The sequence below is a fragment of the Pseudomonas sp. 11/12A genome (assembly GCF_000800055.1).
GTDB lineage: Bacteria > Pseudomonadota > Gammaproteobacteria > Pseudomonadales > Pseudomonadaceae > Aquipseudomonas > Aquipseudomonas mohnii.
The window spans coordinates 5191042-5205732 of sequence record NZ_JUGV01000001.1; the positions used below are offsets into that span (position 1 = coordinate 5191042).

The 14691-nt window shown below is 61.1% G+C and carries 14 protein-coding genes and 1 pseudogene; 2 read left to right on the plus strand and 13 right to left on the minus strand.

What is annotated here, in order from left to right; translation table 11 throughout:
* Positions 1–44 precede the first annotated feature (44 nt).
* From GQ39_RS23930 to GQ39_RS23945, 4 genes are all read right to left on the minus strand, one after another.
* Positions 45–1943 (minus strand): FTR1 family protein, encoded by a 1899-nt coding sequence (locus GQ39_RS23930; RefSeq protein ID WP_047534887.1) that lies wholly within the window; start codon positions 1941–1943, stop codon positions 45–47.
* A gap of 229 nt (positions 1944–2172) precedes the next feature.
* A complete protein-coding gene (rhtB, locus tag GQ39_RS23935; protein ID WP_047534889.1) occupies positions 2173–2805 on the minus strand; it encodes a homoserine/homoserine lactone efflux protein in 633 nt (210 codons plus the stop codon).
* 115 nt (positions 2806–2920) lie between these two features.
* Positions 2921–3502 (minus strand): mechanosensitive ion channel family protein, encoded by a 582-nt coding sequence (locus GQ39_RS23940; protein WP_047534892.1) that lies wholly within the window; start codon positions 3500–3502, stop codon positions 2921–2923.
* A complete protein-coding gene (locus tag GQ39_RS23945) occupies positions 3502–5412 on the minus strand; it encodes an ATP-binding cassette domain-containing protein (RefSeq protein ID WP_047534894.1) in 1911 nt (636 codons plus the stop codon). The genes GQ39_RS23940 and GQ39_RS23945 overlap by 1 nt, the downstream gene beginning before the upstream one ends.
* 50 nt (positions 5413–5462) lie before the next feature.
* On the opposite strand from GQ39_RS23945, the gene GQ39_RS23950 reads away from it, so the two are divergent.
* Entirely contained in the window at positions 5463–5927 is a 465-nt protein-coding gene (locus tag GQ39_RS23950) for a TIGR02444 family protein (protein ID WP_047534897.1), read from the plus strand.
* On the opposite strand, the gene GQ39_RS23955 is transcribed toward GQ39_RS23950, so the two are convergent.
* Entirely contained in the window at positions 5924–7018 is a 1095-nt protein-coding gene (locus GQ39_RS23955; RefSeq protein ID WP_047534899.1) for an AlgP family protein, read from the minus strand. The genes GQ39_RS23950 and GQ39_RS23955 overlap by 4 nt on opposite strands.
* Positions 7019–7210: 192 nt before the next feature.
* Here GQ39_RS23955 and GQ39_RS23960 point away from each other — a divergent pair, with 192 nt between their 5' ends.
* A complete protein-coding gene (locus tag GQ39_RS23960; protein WP_047534901.1) occupies positions 7211–7876 on the plus strand; it encodes an FKBP-type peptidyl-prolyl cis-trans isomerase in 666 nt (221 codons plus the stop codon).
* A 60-nt stretch (positions 7877–7936) separates the two neighbouring features.
* Here GQ39_RS23960 and GQ39_RS23965 read toward each other — a convergent pair whose 3' ends face one another.
* The 8 genes and pseudogenes from GQ39_RS23965 to GQ39_RS33860 form a co-directional block, all read right to left on the minus strand.
* Entirely contained in the window at positions 7937–8395 is a 459-nt protein-coding gene (locus GQ39_RS23965) for an Rsd/AlgQ family anti-sigma factor (protein ID WP_047534903.1), read from the minus strand.
* A 177-nt stretch (positions 8396–8572) separates the two neighbouring features.
* Entirely contained in the window at positions 8573–9124 is a 552-nt protein-coding gene (locus GQ39_RS23970; protein ID WP_047534906.1) for a disulfide bond formation protein B, read from the minus strand.
* A 227-nt stretch (positions 9125–9351) separates the two neighbouring features.
* A complete protein-coding gene (locus GQ39_RS23975) occupies positions 9352–10590 on the minus strand; it encodes a heme biosynthesis protein HemY (protein ID WP_047534908.1) in 1239 nt (412 codons plus the stop codon).
* Positions 10587–11729: a uroporphyrinogen-III C-methyltransferase gene (locus tag GQ39_RS23980; protein ID WP_047534911.1), complete on the minus strand. Its 1143-nt coding sequence runs from the start codon at positions 11727–11729 to the stop codon at positions 10587–10589. Before GQ39_RS23980 ends, GQ39_RS23975 begins: the two co-directional genes overlap by 4 nt.
* Positions 11730–11745: 16 nt before the next feature.
* Complete coding sequence (locus GQ39_RS23985; protein WP_047534913.1) at positions 11746–12513, minus strand: uroporphyrinogen-III synthase; 768 nt, start codon at positions 12511–12513, stop codon at positions 11746–11748.
* The gene (gene hemC / locus GQ39_RS23990; protein ID WP_047534915.1) at positions 12510–13451 is read right to left on the minus strand and encodes a hydroxymethylbilane synthase; all 942 of its coding nucleotides are present in this window, start codon (positions 13449–13451) and stop codon (positions 12510–12512) included. The genes GQ39_RS23985 and hemC overlap by 4 nt, the downstream gene beginning before the upstream one ends.
* Before the next feature lie 139 nt (positions 13452–13590).
* Positions 13591–14337 carry a LytR/AlgR family response regulator transcription factor gene (locus GQ39_RS23995; RefSeq protein ID WP_047534918.1) on the minus strand — a complete coding sequence of 249 codons (747 nt, stop codon included), beginning with the start codon at positions 14335–14337 and terminating at the stop codon, positions 13591–13593.
* Positions 14334–14450 (minus strand): annotated as a pseudogene (locus tag GQ39_RS33860) (sensor histidine kinase); the annotation flags it as partial. The gene GQ39_RS23995 and the pseudogene GQ39_RS33860, both read right to left, overlap by 4 nt.
* Positions 14451–14691: the final 241 nt, after the last annotated feature.

The following is a 14691-nucleotide window of genomic DNA, read 5'->3' on the forward strand; positions in this document are numbered from 1 at the left end:
CTGTGGGAGCGAGCCTGCTCGCGAATGTGAGCGAAGCGAATGCTCTAAGAAACAGTTACCCGGCGCTTCTCAGCCAGCCAGCTTCGACCATACAACACGGTGATCGCAACAATCGCCACCGCCTGAGCACTCAGCGAATACGCATCGGCATGAATCCCTAGCCAGTCGAATTCAAAGAACGGGACCGGCCGTGTACCGAAAATCCCGGCTTCCTGCAGCGCCTTAACGCCATGCCCGGCGAACACCACTGACAGCGCGCACAGCAGAGCGGCGTTGATGCTGAAGAACAGCGCCAGCGGCAGTTTCGCTGAACCACGCAGGATGACCCATGCCAGGCCGACCAACAGCACCAGCGCCGTCGCCCCACCGGCCAGCACGGCGTCGTGACCGGCCGGGCCGGCCTGCAGCCACAGGGTTTCGTAGAACAGGATCACTTCGAACAATTCGCGATACACCGAGAAAAACGCCAGGATCGCAAAGCCGAATCGCCCGCCACCGCCCACCAGGCTGCTCTTGATGTAATCCTGCCAGGCCGCGGCATGACGACGGTCGTGCATCCACACGCCGAGCCACAGCACCATGACACTGGCAAACAGCGCCGTCGCGCCTTCCAGCAGTTCGCGCTGGGAGCCGCTGACATCGATCACATACGCCGCCAGCGCCCATGTCCCCAGACCGGCCAGCAACGCCAGGCCCCAACCGACGTTGACGCTGCGCACCGCCGACTGCTGGCCGGTATTACGCAAGAAGGCGAGGATCGCCGCCAGTACCAGAATGGCTTCCAGACCTTCGCGCAGCAGAATCAACAGGCCGGAAATGAAGCTCAGGGACCAACTCAAACCATCGCCGCCCAACAAGCCGGCGGACACTTTCAACTTGGCCTTGGCGGCTTCCAGGCGCTGCTCGACCTGTTCGACCGGCAAGCCATCCTGCAACGACTGACGGTAAGCCATCAGCGATTTCTCAGTGTCTTTGCGCACGTTGGCGTCGACGTTATCCAGCGAGCTTTCGACCAGCTCGAAACCTTCCAGATACGCCGCCACCGACAAGTCATAGGCCTGATCGTGTTCGCCGGCGCGATAGGCCGCGATGCTCTTGTCCAGCGTGGCGGCGGTGTAATCAAGCAACTGCGCCGGGCCGCGCTTGACCTGCGGGGGTTGCGCCCGCTGGGCCCGGAAGGTAGCGGCCGCTTGCAGGCCGTCGGCAGCCTGTACTTCAGCCGGCGTCTGACGGGCCAGATCGGCAATGTTGTAAGTCTTGTCGCCGCTGGCGCTCGCCGGATCGGCGCTGAAGCCGGCGATATAAGTGGCCAGATCCCAACGCTGGCGATCGTCCAGTTGATCGGCGAAGGCCGGCATGTCGGTGCCTTCGACGCCGAGCCCCAGGGTGCTGTAGATCCCGTAGAGGCTCAGTTGATCCAGGCGCGCAGCATCGCGCAGATTGGCCGGTGGCGGGGTCAGGCCGACACCCGCAGGGCCATCGCCAGCGCCTGCATCACCGTGGCACACCGAACAATGCTGGGCGTACAGTGGCGCGCCGCGAGTCGGGTCGGGGGTAATGACCGGCGCCTGGCTGACCTCGTAGGCTACAGCCAGTTTCGCGCCCAGTTGCCGGGCCTGACGGGCGACCTCCGCGCCGTCCTGACGCGCCGTGATCGCCGCATGCAGCGCACTGATGCCCTGCTCCAGCCCGGCTTTTTCCGGCTTGCCCGGCATGGCGGCGACCAACCCTTGCAACACCCCGGTGAATTCGAGCTGTTCGCGGTATTCAGATTCGTCAATGACCTTGCCTGCCCGCACCGTTGCCGGGTAATCCGCGCCGATGTAGTCGAGCAGGTGCAGCGCTTGCGGCGCACCTTCCACCGTGTCGGCCAGCAGGTTGGAGCTGCATAAGGCCAACAACGGTACGAAGAGCCAGGCCAGGAAACGGGACGGGGCAATCATGAATGAATCTCAATTGGAAACACGAAGTAATATATTGTTCACTCTCAATGACTTTCGCTCAAGCTTTGTCTGCTCTGCTGGCGTCAGAGCGAAACAAGGGGCCAGCGCCCGTATCGACCGCCTGCCACCCTCTCGGCAAGGGGCGCCAAGCCCATCGGATGCGCTGATCCCGCCCTTGCGACAATAAAAAAGGCGACCTGAAAAGGTCGCCTTTTTTGTCAGCGTGGGTTTAAACGGCGGCTTTGCGCAGAGTCGCCATGAAGGCAGCGGCACCAATGAACAGCCCGGCAAAGGTGCGGTTCATGCGTTTTTGCTGCTTGGGCGTGCGCAACAGGCGCAGCACCCTGGACGCCAACCCGGTGTAACCGGCCATGACGATCAGGTCGACGCAGATCATGGTCACACCAATGATCAGGTACTGAGCCAGCAGCGGCGCGTGGGGATCGATGAATTGTGGCAACACCGCCAGCATGAACACCAGCGCCTTGGGGTTGCTGATGTTGACCAGGAAACCACGGAATATCAGCACCAGCGGTTTGCCAATCGGGCGCACGGCGGCGTTATCGCTCATGTCGCTGGGCAACGCGCGCCATTGCTTGATGGCGAGATAAACCAGATAGGCCACACCGAACCATTTGATTGCGTAGAACGCGGTCGCCGATGCCGTAAGAATCGCGCCCACACCGGCGCCGACAATCGCAATCTGCAGCGCCAGCCCCAATTGCAGGCCTAGCGCATTCCAGTACCCACGCCAGAAACCGTATTGCAGACCGCTGGACATCGACGCAATGGCGCCAGCCCCCGGAGAAAGACTGATCACCCAGCAGGCGGCAAAAAAAGCCAGCCATGTTTGAAGCTCCATCGCACACCTCGACTCAGACTCGTGACAGACGTCTAAGCTAATGCGGCTTTGGGCCGATGACTACCGATTTTTTGTAGGACATGACGACCACCGACCCGCGTGGCCGGCGTGCCGGCTACTTTTCGAAACCGCTTGAAGGAAAGACATCACTGCCGCGCCAGCGTCGAACCGAGCGCTGAAAGAACAAACTGTTCGGCACTTGCACCATGGCGCTACCGGTTCCGAGCTCTTCGGCTTCGACCAACGTGGTGTAAAGCAAATTGATCGCTACGACCCGACCTTTGACGCCGGGCTTGTCGGTGGTATCCACCAACTCGACCACATCGCCCAGCCGAAACGGGCCGACTGTGAAGATCAGAATCGCGCAGAGCAAGTTGGAGAGCACGCTCCACATGGCGAAAAACGCGACTGCAGCGACCGCGACAAAACCCGACAGCGCCGTCCAGAGCACCGTGGCCGAAACCCCGAGGCGCTCCAGCACGAAAATCAGGGCGCTGCCCATGATCAGCCAACGCAGGCCTCCGCGCAGGGGCATCAGCAACTGTGGCGGAAACGGGTAGCGTTCACCGAGACGGGTCAGGCCCTTGGCAACGAAGCGCTGGGCGAGGTAGCCGGCCAGCAGGATCAGCAGGATTTGCACGCCGAGCCAGATCGGCTCGACCCACACCGCTGGCAACGGCAGCTTGAAGGCGTCCATCAGGACAGCGCCTCCAGCTCCGCCTGCATGCTTTCCAACAGCTCCAACGCTTCCATCCAGGCCTCTTCCAGCTCCGCCTCACGGACCTTCAGCTTGGCCTGTTCGGCCAGCAGATCACGCAATTCGTTCTTGCGCGCCGGTTCGTAGATGTCGCTGTCGCCGAGGCTGGCATCGATCTTCGCCAGTTTCTCGTGAAGCTTGCCCAACTCGGCTTCGAGCTTGTCAGCCTCGCGCTTGTGCGGTGCCAGTTGCTGACGCAAGGCAGCTGCGGCCTGACGCTGGGCTTTCTTGTCGGTCTTGTCCGGGTTGACCGGCGCGGTGCTGACCGGGGCATTTCGCTGGCGGTACTCCACCAGCCAGCGGGTGTAGTCCTCCAGGTCGCCGTCGAATTCTTCGACCTTGCCATCGGCTACCAGATAGAAATTGTCGGTGGTGCTTTTGAGCAAATGACGATCGTGGGAGACCACCAGCACCGCGCCACTGAATTCCTGCAGGGCCATGGTCAACGCCAGGCGCATTTCCAGGTCCAGGTGGTTGGTCGGTTCGTCGAGCAGCAACAGGTTCGGCCGGTCCCAGGCGATCAGCGCCAACGCCAGACGCGCCTTCTCGCCACCGGAGAAATTCAGCACGGGCTCATCGATCCGAGCGCCCCGGAAGTCGAAGCCACCGAGGAAGTCACGCAGTGTCTGCTCGCGCTCGGTCGGTGCCAGGCGCTGCAAGTGCAACAGCGGGCTGGCCTTGGAGTCCAGGGAGTCAAGCTGATGCTGGGCGAAGTAGCCGACAACCGTGTTCTCGCCACGGGTCAAGCGACCGGCCAGCGGCGTGAGTTCACCCGCAAGGTTCTTGATCAGGGTCGACTTGCCCGCGCCGTTAGGACCAAGCAGGCCGATCCGCGCGCCGGGGGTCAATTGCAGCTTGACCTTCTCCAGCACGGTTTTCTCGCCGTAACCCAGACGGGCATCGGACAGGTCAATCAGCGGGCTGGAGATTTTCTGCGATTCGCGGAACACGAAGTCGAACGGTGAGTCGACGTGGGCCGCGGTCAACTCTTCCATCCGCTCCAATGCCTTGATCCGGCTCTGGGCCTGGCGGGCCTTGGTGGCCTGGGCCTTGAAGCGGGCGATGTAGCTTTCCATGTGCGCACGCTGCACCTGCTGCTTCTCGTAAGCCTGTTGTTGCTGGGCCAGGCGTTCGGCGCGGGCGCGTTCGAAGGCACTGTAGCCCCCGCGATAGAGCGTGATCTTGCGCTGATCGACGTGAGCCACGTGATCGACCACGGCATCGAGGAAATCCCGGTCGTGGGAGATCAGCATCAAGGTGCCGGGATAACTTTTGAGCCACTCTTCCAGCCAAATGATGGCATCGAGGTCCAAGTGGTTGGTCGGTTCATCAAGCAGCAACAGGTCCGAGGGGCACATCAAGGCCTGCGCCAGGTTCAGACGCATCCGCCAGCCACCGGAGAAATCTCCGACCTGACGATCCATCTGGTCATTGGTGAACCCAAGGCCCGCCAGCAGCTTGCGGGCACGGGCATCGGCGGTGTAACCGTCGGCGCTGTCGAGTTCCGAGTGCAGACGGGCCTGAGCGGCACCGTCATGGGCCGCTTCGGCCGCCGCCAGGTCGCGTTGCACCTGGCGCAGGCGCAGGTCGCCATCGAGCACGTAGTCGACCGCCAGGCGTTCGAGGGTGTCGACCTCCTGGCGCATGTGGGCGATACGCCAGTCGGCCGGCAGGAAGCAGTCACCCGAATCCGGGTGCAGTTCACCCCGAAGCAAGGCGAACAGGCTCGATTTGCCGGCGCCGTTGGCACCGATAAGGCCGGCTTTCTGGCCGGCGTGCAGCGTCAACTCGGCGTCTTCTAGCAGACGTTGCGGGCCACGCTGTAAAGTCAGGTTCTGAAGTCGAATCATAATGGCGGCGGAGTCTACCAGCTTCGCTCGCAACTGGCGCGAGTAGCACTATGTCCTCTGACCTGTGGAGCTTTTCCTTGAGCACTTATGCCCGCCCGGGCGTTGAACAGGCGTGCCTGCAATTGCAGTCGGCGGGCGTCAACGTGTGCCTGCTGCTGTGTGCGGCATGGCTGGGACAGCGGGGAGTGGCCTGCAATGAGCAGCGCCTGCAGCAACTTCGCAGTGTGGCTGAGCCGTGGGACAACGATGTGGTGCAACCGCTACGGGCATTGCGCACGCAATGGAAAACCATCGCCATGCTGGACGCCGACCTGCATGGGCTGCGCGAACAGGTGAAGACCCTGGAGCTGGAAGCCGAGCGACATCTGTTGCTACGACTGGAGCGATCGGCCCAAGGTTGGCCACAAGAGAAAGGGACCGATCTCTCGGCCTGGCTGGAAGGTGTAGCGGCAGGCGCCGCTCACCTGGACCGCGACGCACTGCGTCAGCTGCGCGTCGCGGTATCCGGCACTTAGGAAGCGCTGGTTGGGTTGGTGGTGGCTGCGCTCGGAACAGCGGCCGGCGTTGGAGCAGACACGGCTGTCGAGGGGGTGGCGACCGAAGCAGGTGCTGCCGCCGCAGCCGGGACGGCTGGCTTGGCAACTGGCGCGGTGGCCGGCTTGGCGGCAACCGGTTTTTTCACGGCGGGTTTAGCAGCGGGTTTGGCCGCAGGTTTTGCAGCAGGCTTGGCTGCGACTGGCTTGGCAGCAGCGGCAGGTTTCGCCGCAGCAGGTTTGGCGGCTGGTTTAGCCGTCGTTTTTGCAGCAGGTTTAGCCGCTGGCTTGGCCGCGGTTTTAGCGGCGGCCGGCTTGGCAGCAGGCTTGGCCGCTGCAGTTTTGGCGGCTGGTTTGGCCGCAGGTTTAGCGGTCGTTTTTGCTGCCGGTTTGGCCGCTGGTTTCGCAGCAGCGGTTTTCGCTACGGCCGGTTTGGCAGCGGCTGTTTTTGCAGCAACCGGTTTGGCAGCGGCCGGTTTCGCAGCCGTCGTTTTAGCCGCCGGTTTCGCAGCGCTGGCCGCGACAGGTTTTTTCGCCGCAGGTTTTGCAGCGGGCTTGGCTGCGGCTTTCACCGGTGCCTTGGCAACCGGTTTGGCGGCAGGCTTGGCCGGTGCTTTTGCAGCAACCGGTTTGGCAGCGGTTTTCTTCGCAGGGGCCGCAGCAGGCTTGGCCGCACGCAGGGACAATGCCTTGCCGACAGCCTCTTGAACGCGACCAACGCCCTGGGCCAGTTTCAGGCTTTCTTGAGCGTCGCGCTTGAGCTGCAGGATATAGCCGCGAGTGTCCGACTGACGATCCTTGAGGGCATCCAGCAGCTCCTCGAGTTCCTTCACTGCATCCTTGGCTTTGGCTTGAGCCTTGGCCTTGCCGGCCGATGCAGCGTCCTGCAACTTGGTGCGGGATTTGTGCAATTTTTCCTGCGCTTTTCCGCGCTGCTTTTCCAGCTTGGCGAGCAGTTTTTCAGCATCAGCCAGCGCTTCGGAACAAGCGGTTTCTAAGTGCTCGAGCAAGCTGCCCGAGAGTTGTTGAAGTAAGTGCAACGGGGTATTTACAGGCTTCTTGGTGGCCGACATGGTTTACCTCCTGGCTGACGTGGGTGCGGCTCATACTAGACCTCTGCTGCTACCGCCGCTAGGGCATCTTGACAGTATCCAAAGCGTTGCGTTGCAACGAATCGAAAATGTTCTGCGCTTGTGTAAAAGCAGTTCACCGTTGAACGCATTCTCACTGGCATAATCGCCCGCATCTCAGGCTGGAGAGTGCCCATGTCGCGCTACTTTTTTTTATCGCTGTGCGTGATTTTTTCCGCGGCCCACGCTGCAGAAAAAACGCCGGAAAATGACGCTCACGACCTCGCTTACAGCCTGGGTGCGAGCCTCGGTGAACGCCTGCGCCAGGAGGTTCCCGATCTTCAACTTCAGGCGCTCGTCGAAGGTTTGCAGCAAGCCTATCAAGGCAAGCCACTGGCGTTGAAAGACGAGCAGATCGAACAGATCCTCAACGAGCACGAAGCCCGCGTCGCCATGCAAACACCTGAGCCGCAAAGCGAATTGGCGCTGCAAAAAGAACAGCGTTTTCTCGCCGATGAAAAAGCCAGGCCCGGTGTTCGTGAACTGGCGGATGGAATACTGCTGACAGAACTGGCGCCTGGTACGGGTGCCAAGGCCGGGCCAAACGGCAAGGTCCAGGTGCTGTATGTCGGTCGCCTTCCCGACGGCACGGTGTTCGACCAGAACAGTCAGCCGCAATGGTTCAGTCTCGATAGCGTGATCAGCGGATGGCGCAGCGCACTGCAGCAAATGCCGGTCGGCGCGAAATGGCGCCTGGTGATTCCATCGGCGCAAGCCTATGGCGCCGATGGTGCCGGAGACTTGATCGCGCCGTTTACACCGCTGGTGTTCGAAGTCGAATTGCGCGGCGCCACTGGCTGAATGGCGGAAACGAAAAACGGTGCGCAAGGCGCACCGTTTTCAGTATTGCGAAGAGTGAATTCAGGCCTGAACCGAATCTTCTGCCTTGTGAGCGGTGTGCAGAACCTCGATCAGGCAATCCTCCAGCTCGAAGCGCTCGTGCAACAGACCACCCAGTTCCTTGAATTTCTCTGCCACGCACTTGCCTGCATCGCACAGGTCATTGAACGCGAGCAGTTTTTCGGTGATGACGTCGATGCGCGGGTAGAGGGTTTCTGCCAACTCCAGACCACGCTTGTCATTGAAAGCCTTGGCTTCACCGGTCAGCTGTTCGTAGATTTCGAAATGCCCGGCGGACACGTAATCAACCAGGACACCACAGAATTCCTGCAAAGGTTTGCGGTTTTCACCCAGAGCCTCTGGCTTGGCACCGAGAGTGTCATAGGCATGAACCAGTTCGTGACGTTCCTGCAACCAACGATCGATCAGCAGATGTACTCCACCCCAACGTTCTTGAGCATTCTGACAACTTTCGAGCATGGCGATCTCTCTTCCCTTGTGGGTCATGCTGCCCTACACCCGTCATACTCTTGAAGGTCAAGAATCGGCCAGGCAGAGCGTCATCGAGCAACATAATTCCAATGACACGTGCCGGCCAGATTATGCCCGCACGTCTGTGGCTTCAAGGTACGCAGCCGATAAAGTTCATACAAGTGTTTAATCACCTACAAGCGCCCGGTGCGACGACTCGCCGCTAAGTGGTCGCCGCAAGGCGACCCAGGCTTGACGCAACAGCTGATAAATCCCCAGGGTCATCATCGAGATAAAGAACAGCAGGCTCCACTCCGGGATGCTCAAGTCAAACAGGGTCCAGGAGATCTGAGCGCAGTCGATGGTGCCTTTGAACATCTGCCGCACGACGCACATCCAGGGCGAACCGGCGAACAGATCACTCAGATTGGGCGCGCAAGTCGACAACTGATTTGCCGGATCGCTTTGCAGCAACACCTGCCGCCACGCGATGACCGTTCCGGCCAGGCTGAAAAGCACACCGAACAGCCAATACAGGACAGTCCCGAAGCGACCGGGTCCCTGCACCGAAGCCATCAGACAGACACCCGTCAGCAGTGCCAGGCAACCTCGTTGCAACAGGCACAAACCACAAGGTTGGAGGCCGACTGCATACTCCAGATAGTACGACACACCCAGAACCAGGGCGCCCGCAATGAAAACCAGGAAAAACAGGGAGCGTGAGCAGGCCAGAGGCATGGCTTTTCCGTAACAGTAAGGACCGACAGCTACGGTAGAGGAAAGCGCAACGGCCTTTCAAGACAGGTCGGCAGGGACACTTCAGCGCAAGTGTAGGGAATTCCCGACAGAGGCCAGAGGATCAGGTGTAGCCCCTTGTAGGATTCTGCTGAAGACGCATCACGAAAGTAAAATTCCGACAAAGTTTTCGCCATCGGATCGCCCTTCGGGCGACCCTTCACTCACGGTCAAGCGTGAGCCGGCAACGGCAGCGGTGCTGCCAACAAACGCTCATCCAGCAAGCCCAGACCTTCCTGGAACAGTTGATTACTGCGCTCGGTATCACCCATCTGCGCCAGCAGCCGAGCCAGTTCGGCGCAGGCTTCCGGGTTGCGCTGCACGCGCAGACTGCTTTCCAGATAATCCCGCGCCTTGCCCCACAGGCTGCTTTGCAGGCACAGGCGACCCAGGGTCAGCAATAGGCTCGGGTCGGCCGGTTGATCCTTGAGCAAGCCCTCGGCGAATTGCAGTTGACGCGCCGGATCACCACCGCGAACCAATCCGTAGAGCCGAGCCAGGTGACTGTCAAAGCTGCGCTTGAGTGCCGTGCGCAGCACCTCTTCAGCTTCGACCTGAGCACCCAGCTGGCGCAATTGCTCGGCATAGGCCAGCACCAGTTGCGGCTCTTGACGCTGGGCCGAATTCAACTGCTGCCAGGCGCGGTTGAGCGTTTGCAAGCCGACGGTTCCGTCTGCTTCCTGATGCGCCGCCAGAGACAGGTTCTTGCCCCAGGCGCGACGCTCAAGTTCGGCCAACTCAGCGGCTGGCAGGACCTTGTCCTTGCGCAACTCCGGCAGCAGACGAATCAGGGCCGACCAATCGCCTCGCTGCTGATACAAGCGCTGCAACTGGCGCAGGGTCTGCACGTTATGAGGGTGGCGCTCGTGCATCGCTTGCAGGGTCGCGAGGGCGCCTTCGGTGTCGCCGCGATCGGTCTGTAATTGTGCGTGGCTCAAGGCGATTGCCAGCTCGGCCTGGGGCTGACGCTCCAACGCACGCTCCAGCAGGTTGTCGCTTTCCTCGTAATGACCTTGTTCGTTCGCGGCTCGGGCAGCGCCGAGGTAGTACAGCAGCGGCTGGCGCTCGGCTTCCGCCGCCCGGGCCAGATGACGCTGCGCGCTGGCCCAGCGACCTTCCGCCAGATCCAGTTGACCATGCTCGATGGCGACCTGCACCCGACGACTGCGATTGCGCCGTGACCACGGGTTGACCACGCCACTGGAAGTCGTTACCAACTCGATCAACGCCTTGATGCCCCAGAACAGTAGCCAAAGGACGGCCACCAAAGCCAGCGTTGCCCAGAGGCTCGATTCGTATCTGAACGTCTTGTAAGCGATCAGCACGTAGCCCGAGTGCTCGGCAATCGCCAAGCCTAGCGCCGCCGTGGCAGCGATGACCAGAAACACGATCACATACAGGCGCTTCATGGTGTGGCCTCCTGCGCGGTGTTCGCGGCAGGTTTGGCCATTGGCTTGACCGAGTCTTCGGCGTTCACGTTACGTCGTTCCAGATAAGCCTGAACCGCACTCAGTGTGCCGGTCAGGTCCGGGGTGACCACGGTGACGGGCTGCTTGCTCAACTCGGCCACCTGCTCAAGCATCACTTTGCTCTGCGGATTGTCCGGGTTGAAGTTGCCCTTGAGCACATCGCGCGCTTCGTCCAGTGCCTGGCTGTAAACCGCAGCCTGACCATTGAGTGCGGCCCATTGCGCTTGCTCGAGCGTCAGGCTCAGGGCCAGTCGCACCTGGCTCAGGCTCTGCCCGGCCAGTAGCGGGCGGACGTTTTTATCGGCGTTGAAATCGATGCGGATGTAGCGAGAAATCTGATCCCACCACTGGGCCCAACGGCTGGCGCCGTCGCCATCGGCGGTCAGGCCCAGCAACGATTCGCCACGATCCTTGTACTCGGGCGCCAGTTCGGTCAGGCCGATCACCTGCTCACGCAAAGCCCCCAGCCGCAAGAACAACCCCGTGCGATCCGGTTGCTCGGTGCTGCGCAAAGCCACCAGGGTTTTGGCCACTTGCTCGCGGGCGGCGAAGGCTCCGGGATCATTTTGTTCGCGCAGAATTTCATCGGCGCCCTGCACCAGGGCCTGGGCGCTGCTGATGTCCTGCAAGGCAGACAATCGCAAACTGGCCAGACGCAGCAAGTGTTCGGCCTCGGCCAGGCGCCAATCCTTGCGGCTGGCACCGAGAACGGTTTCCAGACGCTGGTTCAGGCGCTGCTGATCACCCTGCAGCTGAATCACCAGGCGACTGCGCTCCTCCAGCACATCGGCGCCTGGCATTTGTTCCAGGCGCGCGCTCAGGCGCTGTTCATTGAGCTTCAGGCTTTGCGCCTCATCACTCAACGCCTGCACCTGACTCAGCTGTTGTTGGTTAGTCGATTGCAGGTGACGCACCTGCCAGACTCCCCAACCACCCACTGCGATACCGGCAGCGCCCAACAACAGCGCGACAATCGCCAGCCCATTGCCTCGGCGCTGCTCTGCCGCAGGTGGTGGTGTTTCAACCGGTGCATCGAGCACTGGCCGGACGTCATCTTTAGGCAAGGCTGTTTCGCTCACGTATCCATCCTTTGCATTAGAGAACGGGCACGGGGTGCTCCCGTAACGCCGTCAGCAAAGCCGCGGCACTGGCGCCGCGACAATCCACAACTGCCAGGGCCCCGGCGGCATGTGCCAGCTCGGCAACCCTGGGGCTTGGTACAAACAACGGCAACCGCGCCAACCGTGGCCAGGCATCGCCAGCCAATTGATGCAGGTGCTCAAAACCCTGTCCACTGCTGACCACCAGCCCGTTCAGGCGTTCCGCTTCGATCTGCCGTGGCAACGTGGCCGGCAGGTAGTGCGGCAGTTCGCGACGGTACAGTTCCAGATACTCGACACTAGCACCTCGCTCGCGCAGGCGCTCTGCCAGTAACTCGCGACCACCCTCCCCGCGCATGATCAGCACGCGCGGTTCAGGCCCGGCGATAGCCTCGCGCAATGCCTCAAGTTCAAGCAAGGCTTCACTGTCATCGCCCTGCGCCGGGCAGCTCACATCCAGGCCACGATCGGCAAGAATCTGTGCCGTCGCCGCGCCGACGCTGAACCATTTCACGCGCGGCAAGGGCGAGCAAAACCGGTCGATCAACTCGATGCCGATTCGAGCAGCGGGCTTGCTGACCACGATCACAGCGCTGTAGCGATCCAGTTCCTGGATCACCTGGCGCATTGTGTCAGAGGCGGGGATCGGCGCTATGTCCAAAAGCGGCAAGCTGCTGCTGAAAATCCCCTGATCGGCCAGGAGACTGCTCAGCGCCGCCGACTCATCCGCCGGACGCGTCAACAGCAGGCGCCAGCCCGTCACTCGTGACCTGCCTCGCCATAGACCGCTTTGAGAATCTCGTTGGCGCCCTGACTCAACAGGTCTTCGGCCACTTGCACACCCAGGGCCTCGGCCTCGCCTCGCGGCGCGCGGGCTTCAGCACTGAGCAGCAGACCGCCATTCGGATCGCCCACCAGGCCACGCAACCAGATCTGCTCGCCTTCAAGCACGGCGTAGCAGGCAATCGGCACCTGGCAGCCACCATTGAGGTGTTTGTTGAGGGAACGTTCGGCGGTGACGCGGGTGGCGGTGTCCTGGTGATGCAGCGGCGCCAGCAATGCGTGAATTTCACTGTCTGCACTGCGGCATTCGATGCCCACGGCGCCCTGTCCGCCAGCAGGCAGACTGTCGTCGACACTGATGGCCGACGTAATGCGATCTTCAAAGCCCAAGCGAATCAAACCGGCGGATGCAAGGATGATGGCGTCGTATTCACCGGCATCAAGCTTGGCCAGGCGAGTGTTGACGTTGCCACGCAGGAAGCGGATTTCCAGATCAGGTCGACGGGTCAGCAATTGGGCCTGACGGCGCAGGCTCGACGTGCCGACGATACTGCCTTCAGGCAACTCGTCCAGGCTGGCATAGGTATTGGAGACGAATGCATCGCGCGGGTCTTCACGCTCGCAGATACAGAACAGGCCGAGACCTTCGGGGAAGTCCATCGGCACGTCTTTCATGGAGTGCACGGCGATGTCGGCTTCGTTTTCCAGCAACGCGGTTTCCAGCTCCTTGACGAACAGGCCCTTGCCGCCGATTTTCGACAGTGGCGAATCAAGCAGCTTGTCACCACGGCTGACCATGGGGACCAACGTCACGAGCAGACCGGGATGGGCCTCTTCCAGACGGGCTTTGACATATTCGGCCTGCCACAGGGCGAGAGCACTTTTGCGGGTGGCGATGCGGATCTGGCGAGAGGACATGGATCAATCCGTACTGAAAAGATACGGCGGATAATAACAGCTCAGCCAAATCCACTTTGACTTGTATCAGAAACTACTCGGCCTCCCTGGCCCCGGATGTCCGGCAATCGGGTGTGGAAATTCGCCTGCAACCAGCGAATTAAAGCTGTTGCATCATCTTCCGCACGCCCGCCACGTGGCGCCGACTGACGATCAAAGCGTCACCGTTCAGGCCTTTGAGGAACAGCTGGAAATGCCCGAGTGGCGTTCGTTGCAGCCGTTCGATGCGATCGCGAGCGACCAGTGCGTTACGGTGGATCCGCACAAAGCGGTCACCGAACTCGTCCTCGAGGGCCTTGAGCGGTTCATCCAACAGCACTTCGCCGCTCTCGTGGCGCAAGGTCACGTACTTGTGATCGGCAATGAAGTAGACCACCTGATTCAGCGGGATCAGCTCGATCCCCTTTCGGGTTCGGGCGCTGATGTGGCTACGTGGACCATTGCCACTTTCGGCGGCCGGGCGGGTCAGGGCCGCGAGTTGAACACGATTGGGTCGCTCGGCTTTCTTTAAGGCGTCATGTAAATGTTCGGTTCGCACAGGTTTCACCAGATAGCCTACGGCGCTGGCCTGTAAGGCTTCCACGGCAAATTCATCGGGCCCTGTGCAAAACACCACGGCGGGCGGGGTTTCGCGTTCGCACAATCGCGCGGCCACTTGCAGGCCATCAAGGCCTGGCATGCGGATATCGAGCAGCACGATATCCGGCTTGTGGCTGTCGATCAGTGCCAACGCCTCTTCGCCGTTCGTGGCGCTGGGCTCCAGGACACTGTATCCCTCGAGTTCGCCAACCATTCGGCTCAGGCGCTCGCGGGCTAGGGGGTCGTCATCAACGATCAGGACATTCATATTGCGCTGGATTCCTGCGTGAGTCTCGCACAAGGATAGCGTAGACAGGGTAAGTGACGTCCGTCACCGCGATCCACGCTAAGACTAGCGCGAGCGTCAAAAAGTGCCGCGAGACCGACGGCTAAATTTTCATCCGCCGGGCAATTGGCGGCCCAGGCTCGCATTGGCGACACAGCGCCACAGGGTTTGCCGATACGCAATCTGAACACCCCTTCTTCATATAGTCCACTTGCGCACCGAGAAGTGCACTAACCCTACTGTCCAACTGTAGACGGTTGCCGAGACGATAGAGCTCAAATGAAAAATATCGTTGAGTGAATCGCACAAGACTTGCCCCGGACAAGCGCGGGCCAT

What these genes read in the sequence shown, in the direction of transcription:
- GQ39_RS23950 (WP_047534897.1), top strand. Translation starts at nt 5,463, where the DNA reads ATGTCCTCTGACCTGTGGAGCTTTTCCTTGAGCACTTATGCCCGCCCG.
- GQ39_RS23945 (WP_047534894.1), bottom strand. Translation starts at nt 5,412, where the DNA reads ATGATTCGACTTCAGAACCTGACTTTACAGCGTGGCCCGCAACGTCTG.
- rhtB (WP_047534889.1), bottom strand. Translation starts at nt 2,805, where the DNA reads ATGGAGCTTCAAACATGGCTGGCTTTTTTTGCCGCCTGCTGGGTGATC.
- GQ39_RS23955 (WP_047534899.1), bottom strand. Translation starts at nt 7,018, where the DNA reads ATGTCGGCCACCAAGAAGCCTGTAAATACCCCGTTGCACTTACTTCAA.
- GQ39_RS23975 (WP_047534908.1), bottom strand. Translation starts at nt 10,590, where the DNA reads ATGAAGCGCCTGTATGTGATCGTGTTTCTGGTCATCGCTGCCACGGCG.
- GQ39_RS23970 (WP_047534906.1), bottom strand. Translation starts at nt 9,124, where the DNA reads ATGCCTCTGGCCTGCTCACGCTCCCTGTTTTTCCTGGTTTTCATTGCG.
- GQ39_RS23930 (WP_047534887.1), bottom strand. Translation starts at nt 1,943, where the DNA reads ATGATTGCCCCGTCCCGTTTCCTGGCCTGGCTCTTCGTACCGTTGTTG.
- hemC (WP_047534915.1), bottom strand. Translation starts at nt 13,451, where the DNA reads ATGTCCTCTCGCCAGATCCGCATCGCCACCCGCAAAAGTGCTCTCGCC.
- GQ39_RS23960 (WP_047534901.1), top strand. Translation starts at nt 7,211, where the DNA reads ATGTCGCGCTACTTTTTTTTATCGCTGTGCGTGATTTTTTCCGCGGCC.
- GQ39_RS23995 (WP_047534918.1), bottom strand. Translation starts at nt 14,337, where the DNA reads ATGAATGTCCTGATCGTTGATGACGACCCCCTAGCCCGCGAGCGCCTG.
- GQ39_RS23940 (WP_047534892.1), bottom strand. Translation starts at nt 3,502, where the DNA reads ATGGACGCCTTCAAGCTGCCGTTGCCAGCGGTGTGGGTCGAGCCGATC.
- GQ39_RS23965 (WP_047534903.1), bottom strand. Translation starts at nt 8,395, where the DNA reads ATGCTCGAAAGTTGTCAGAATGCTCAAGAACGTTGGGGTGGAGTACAT.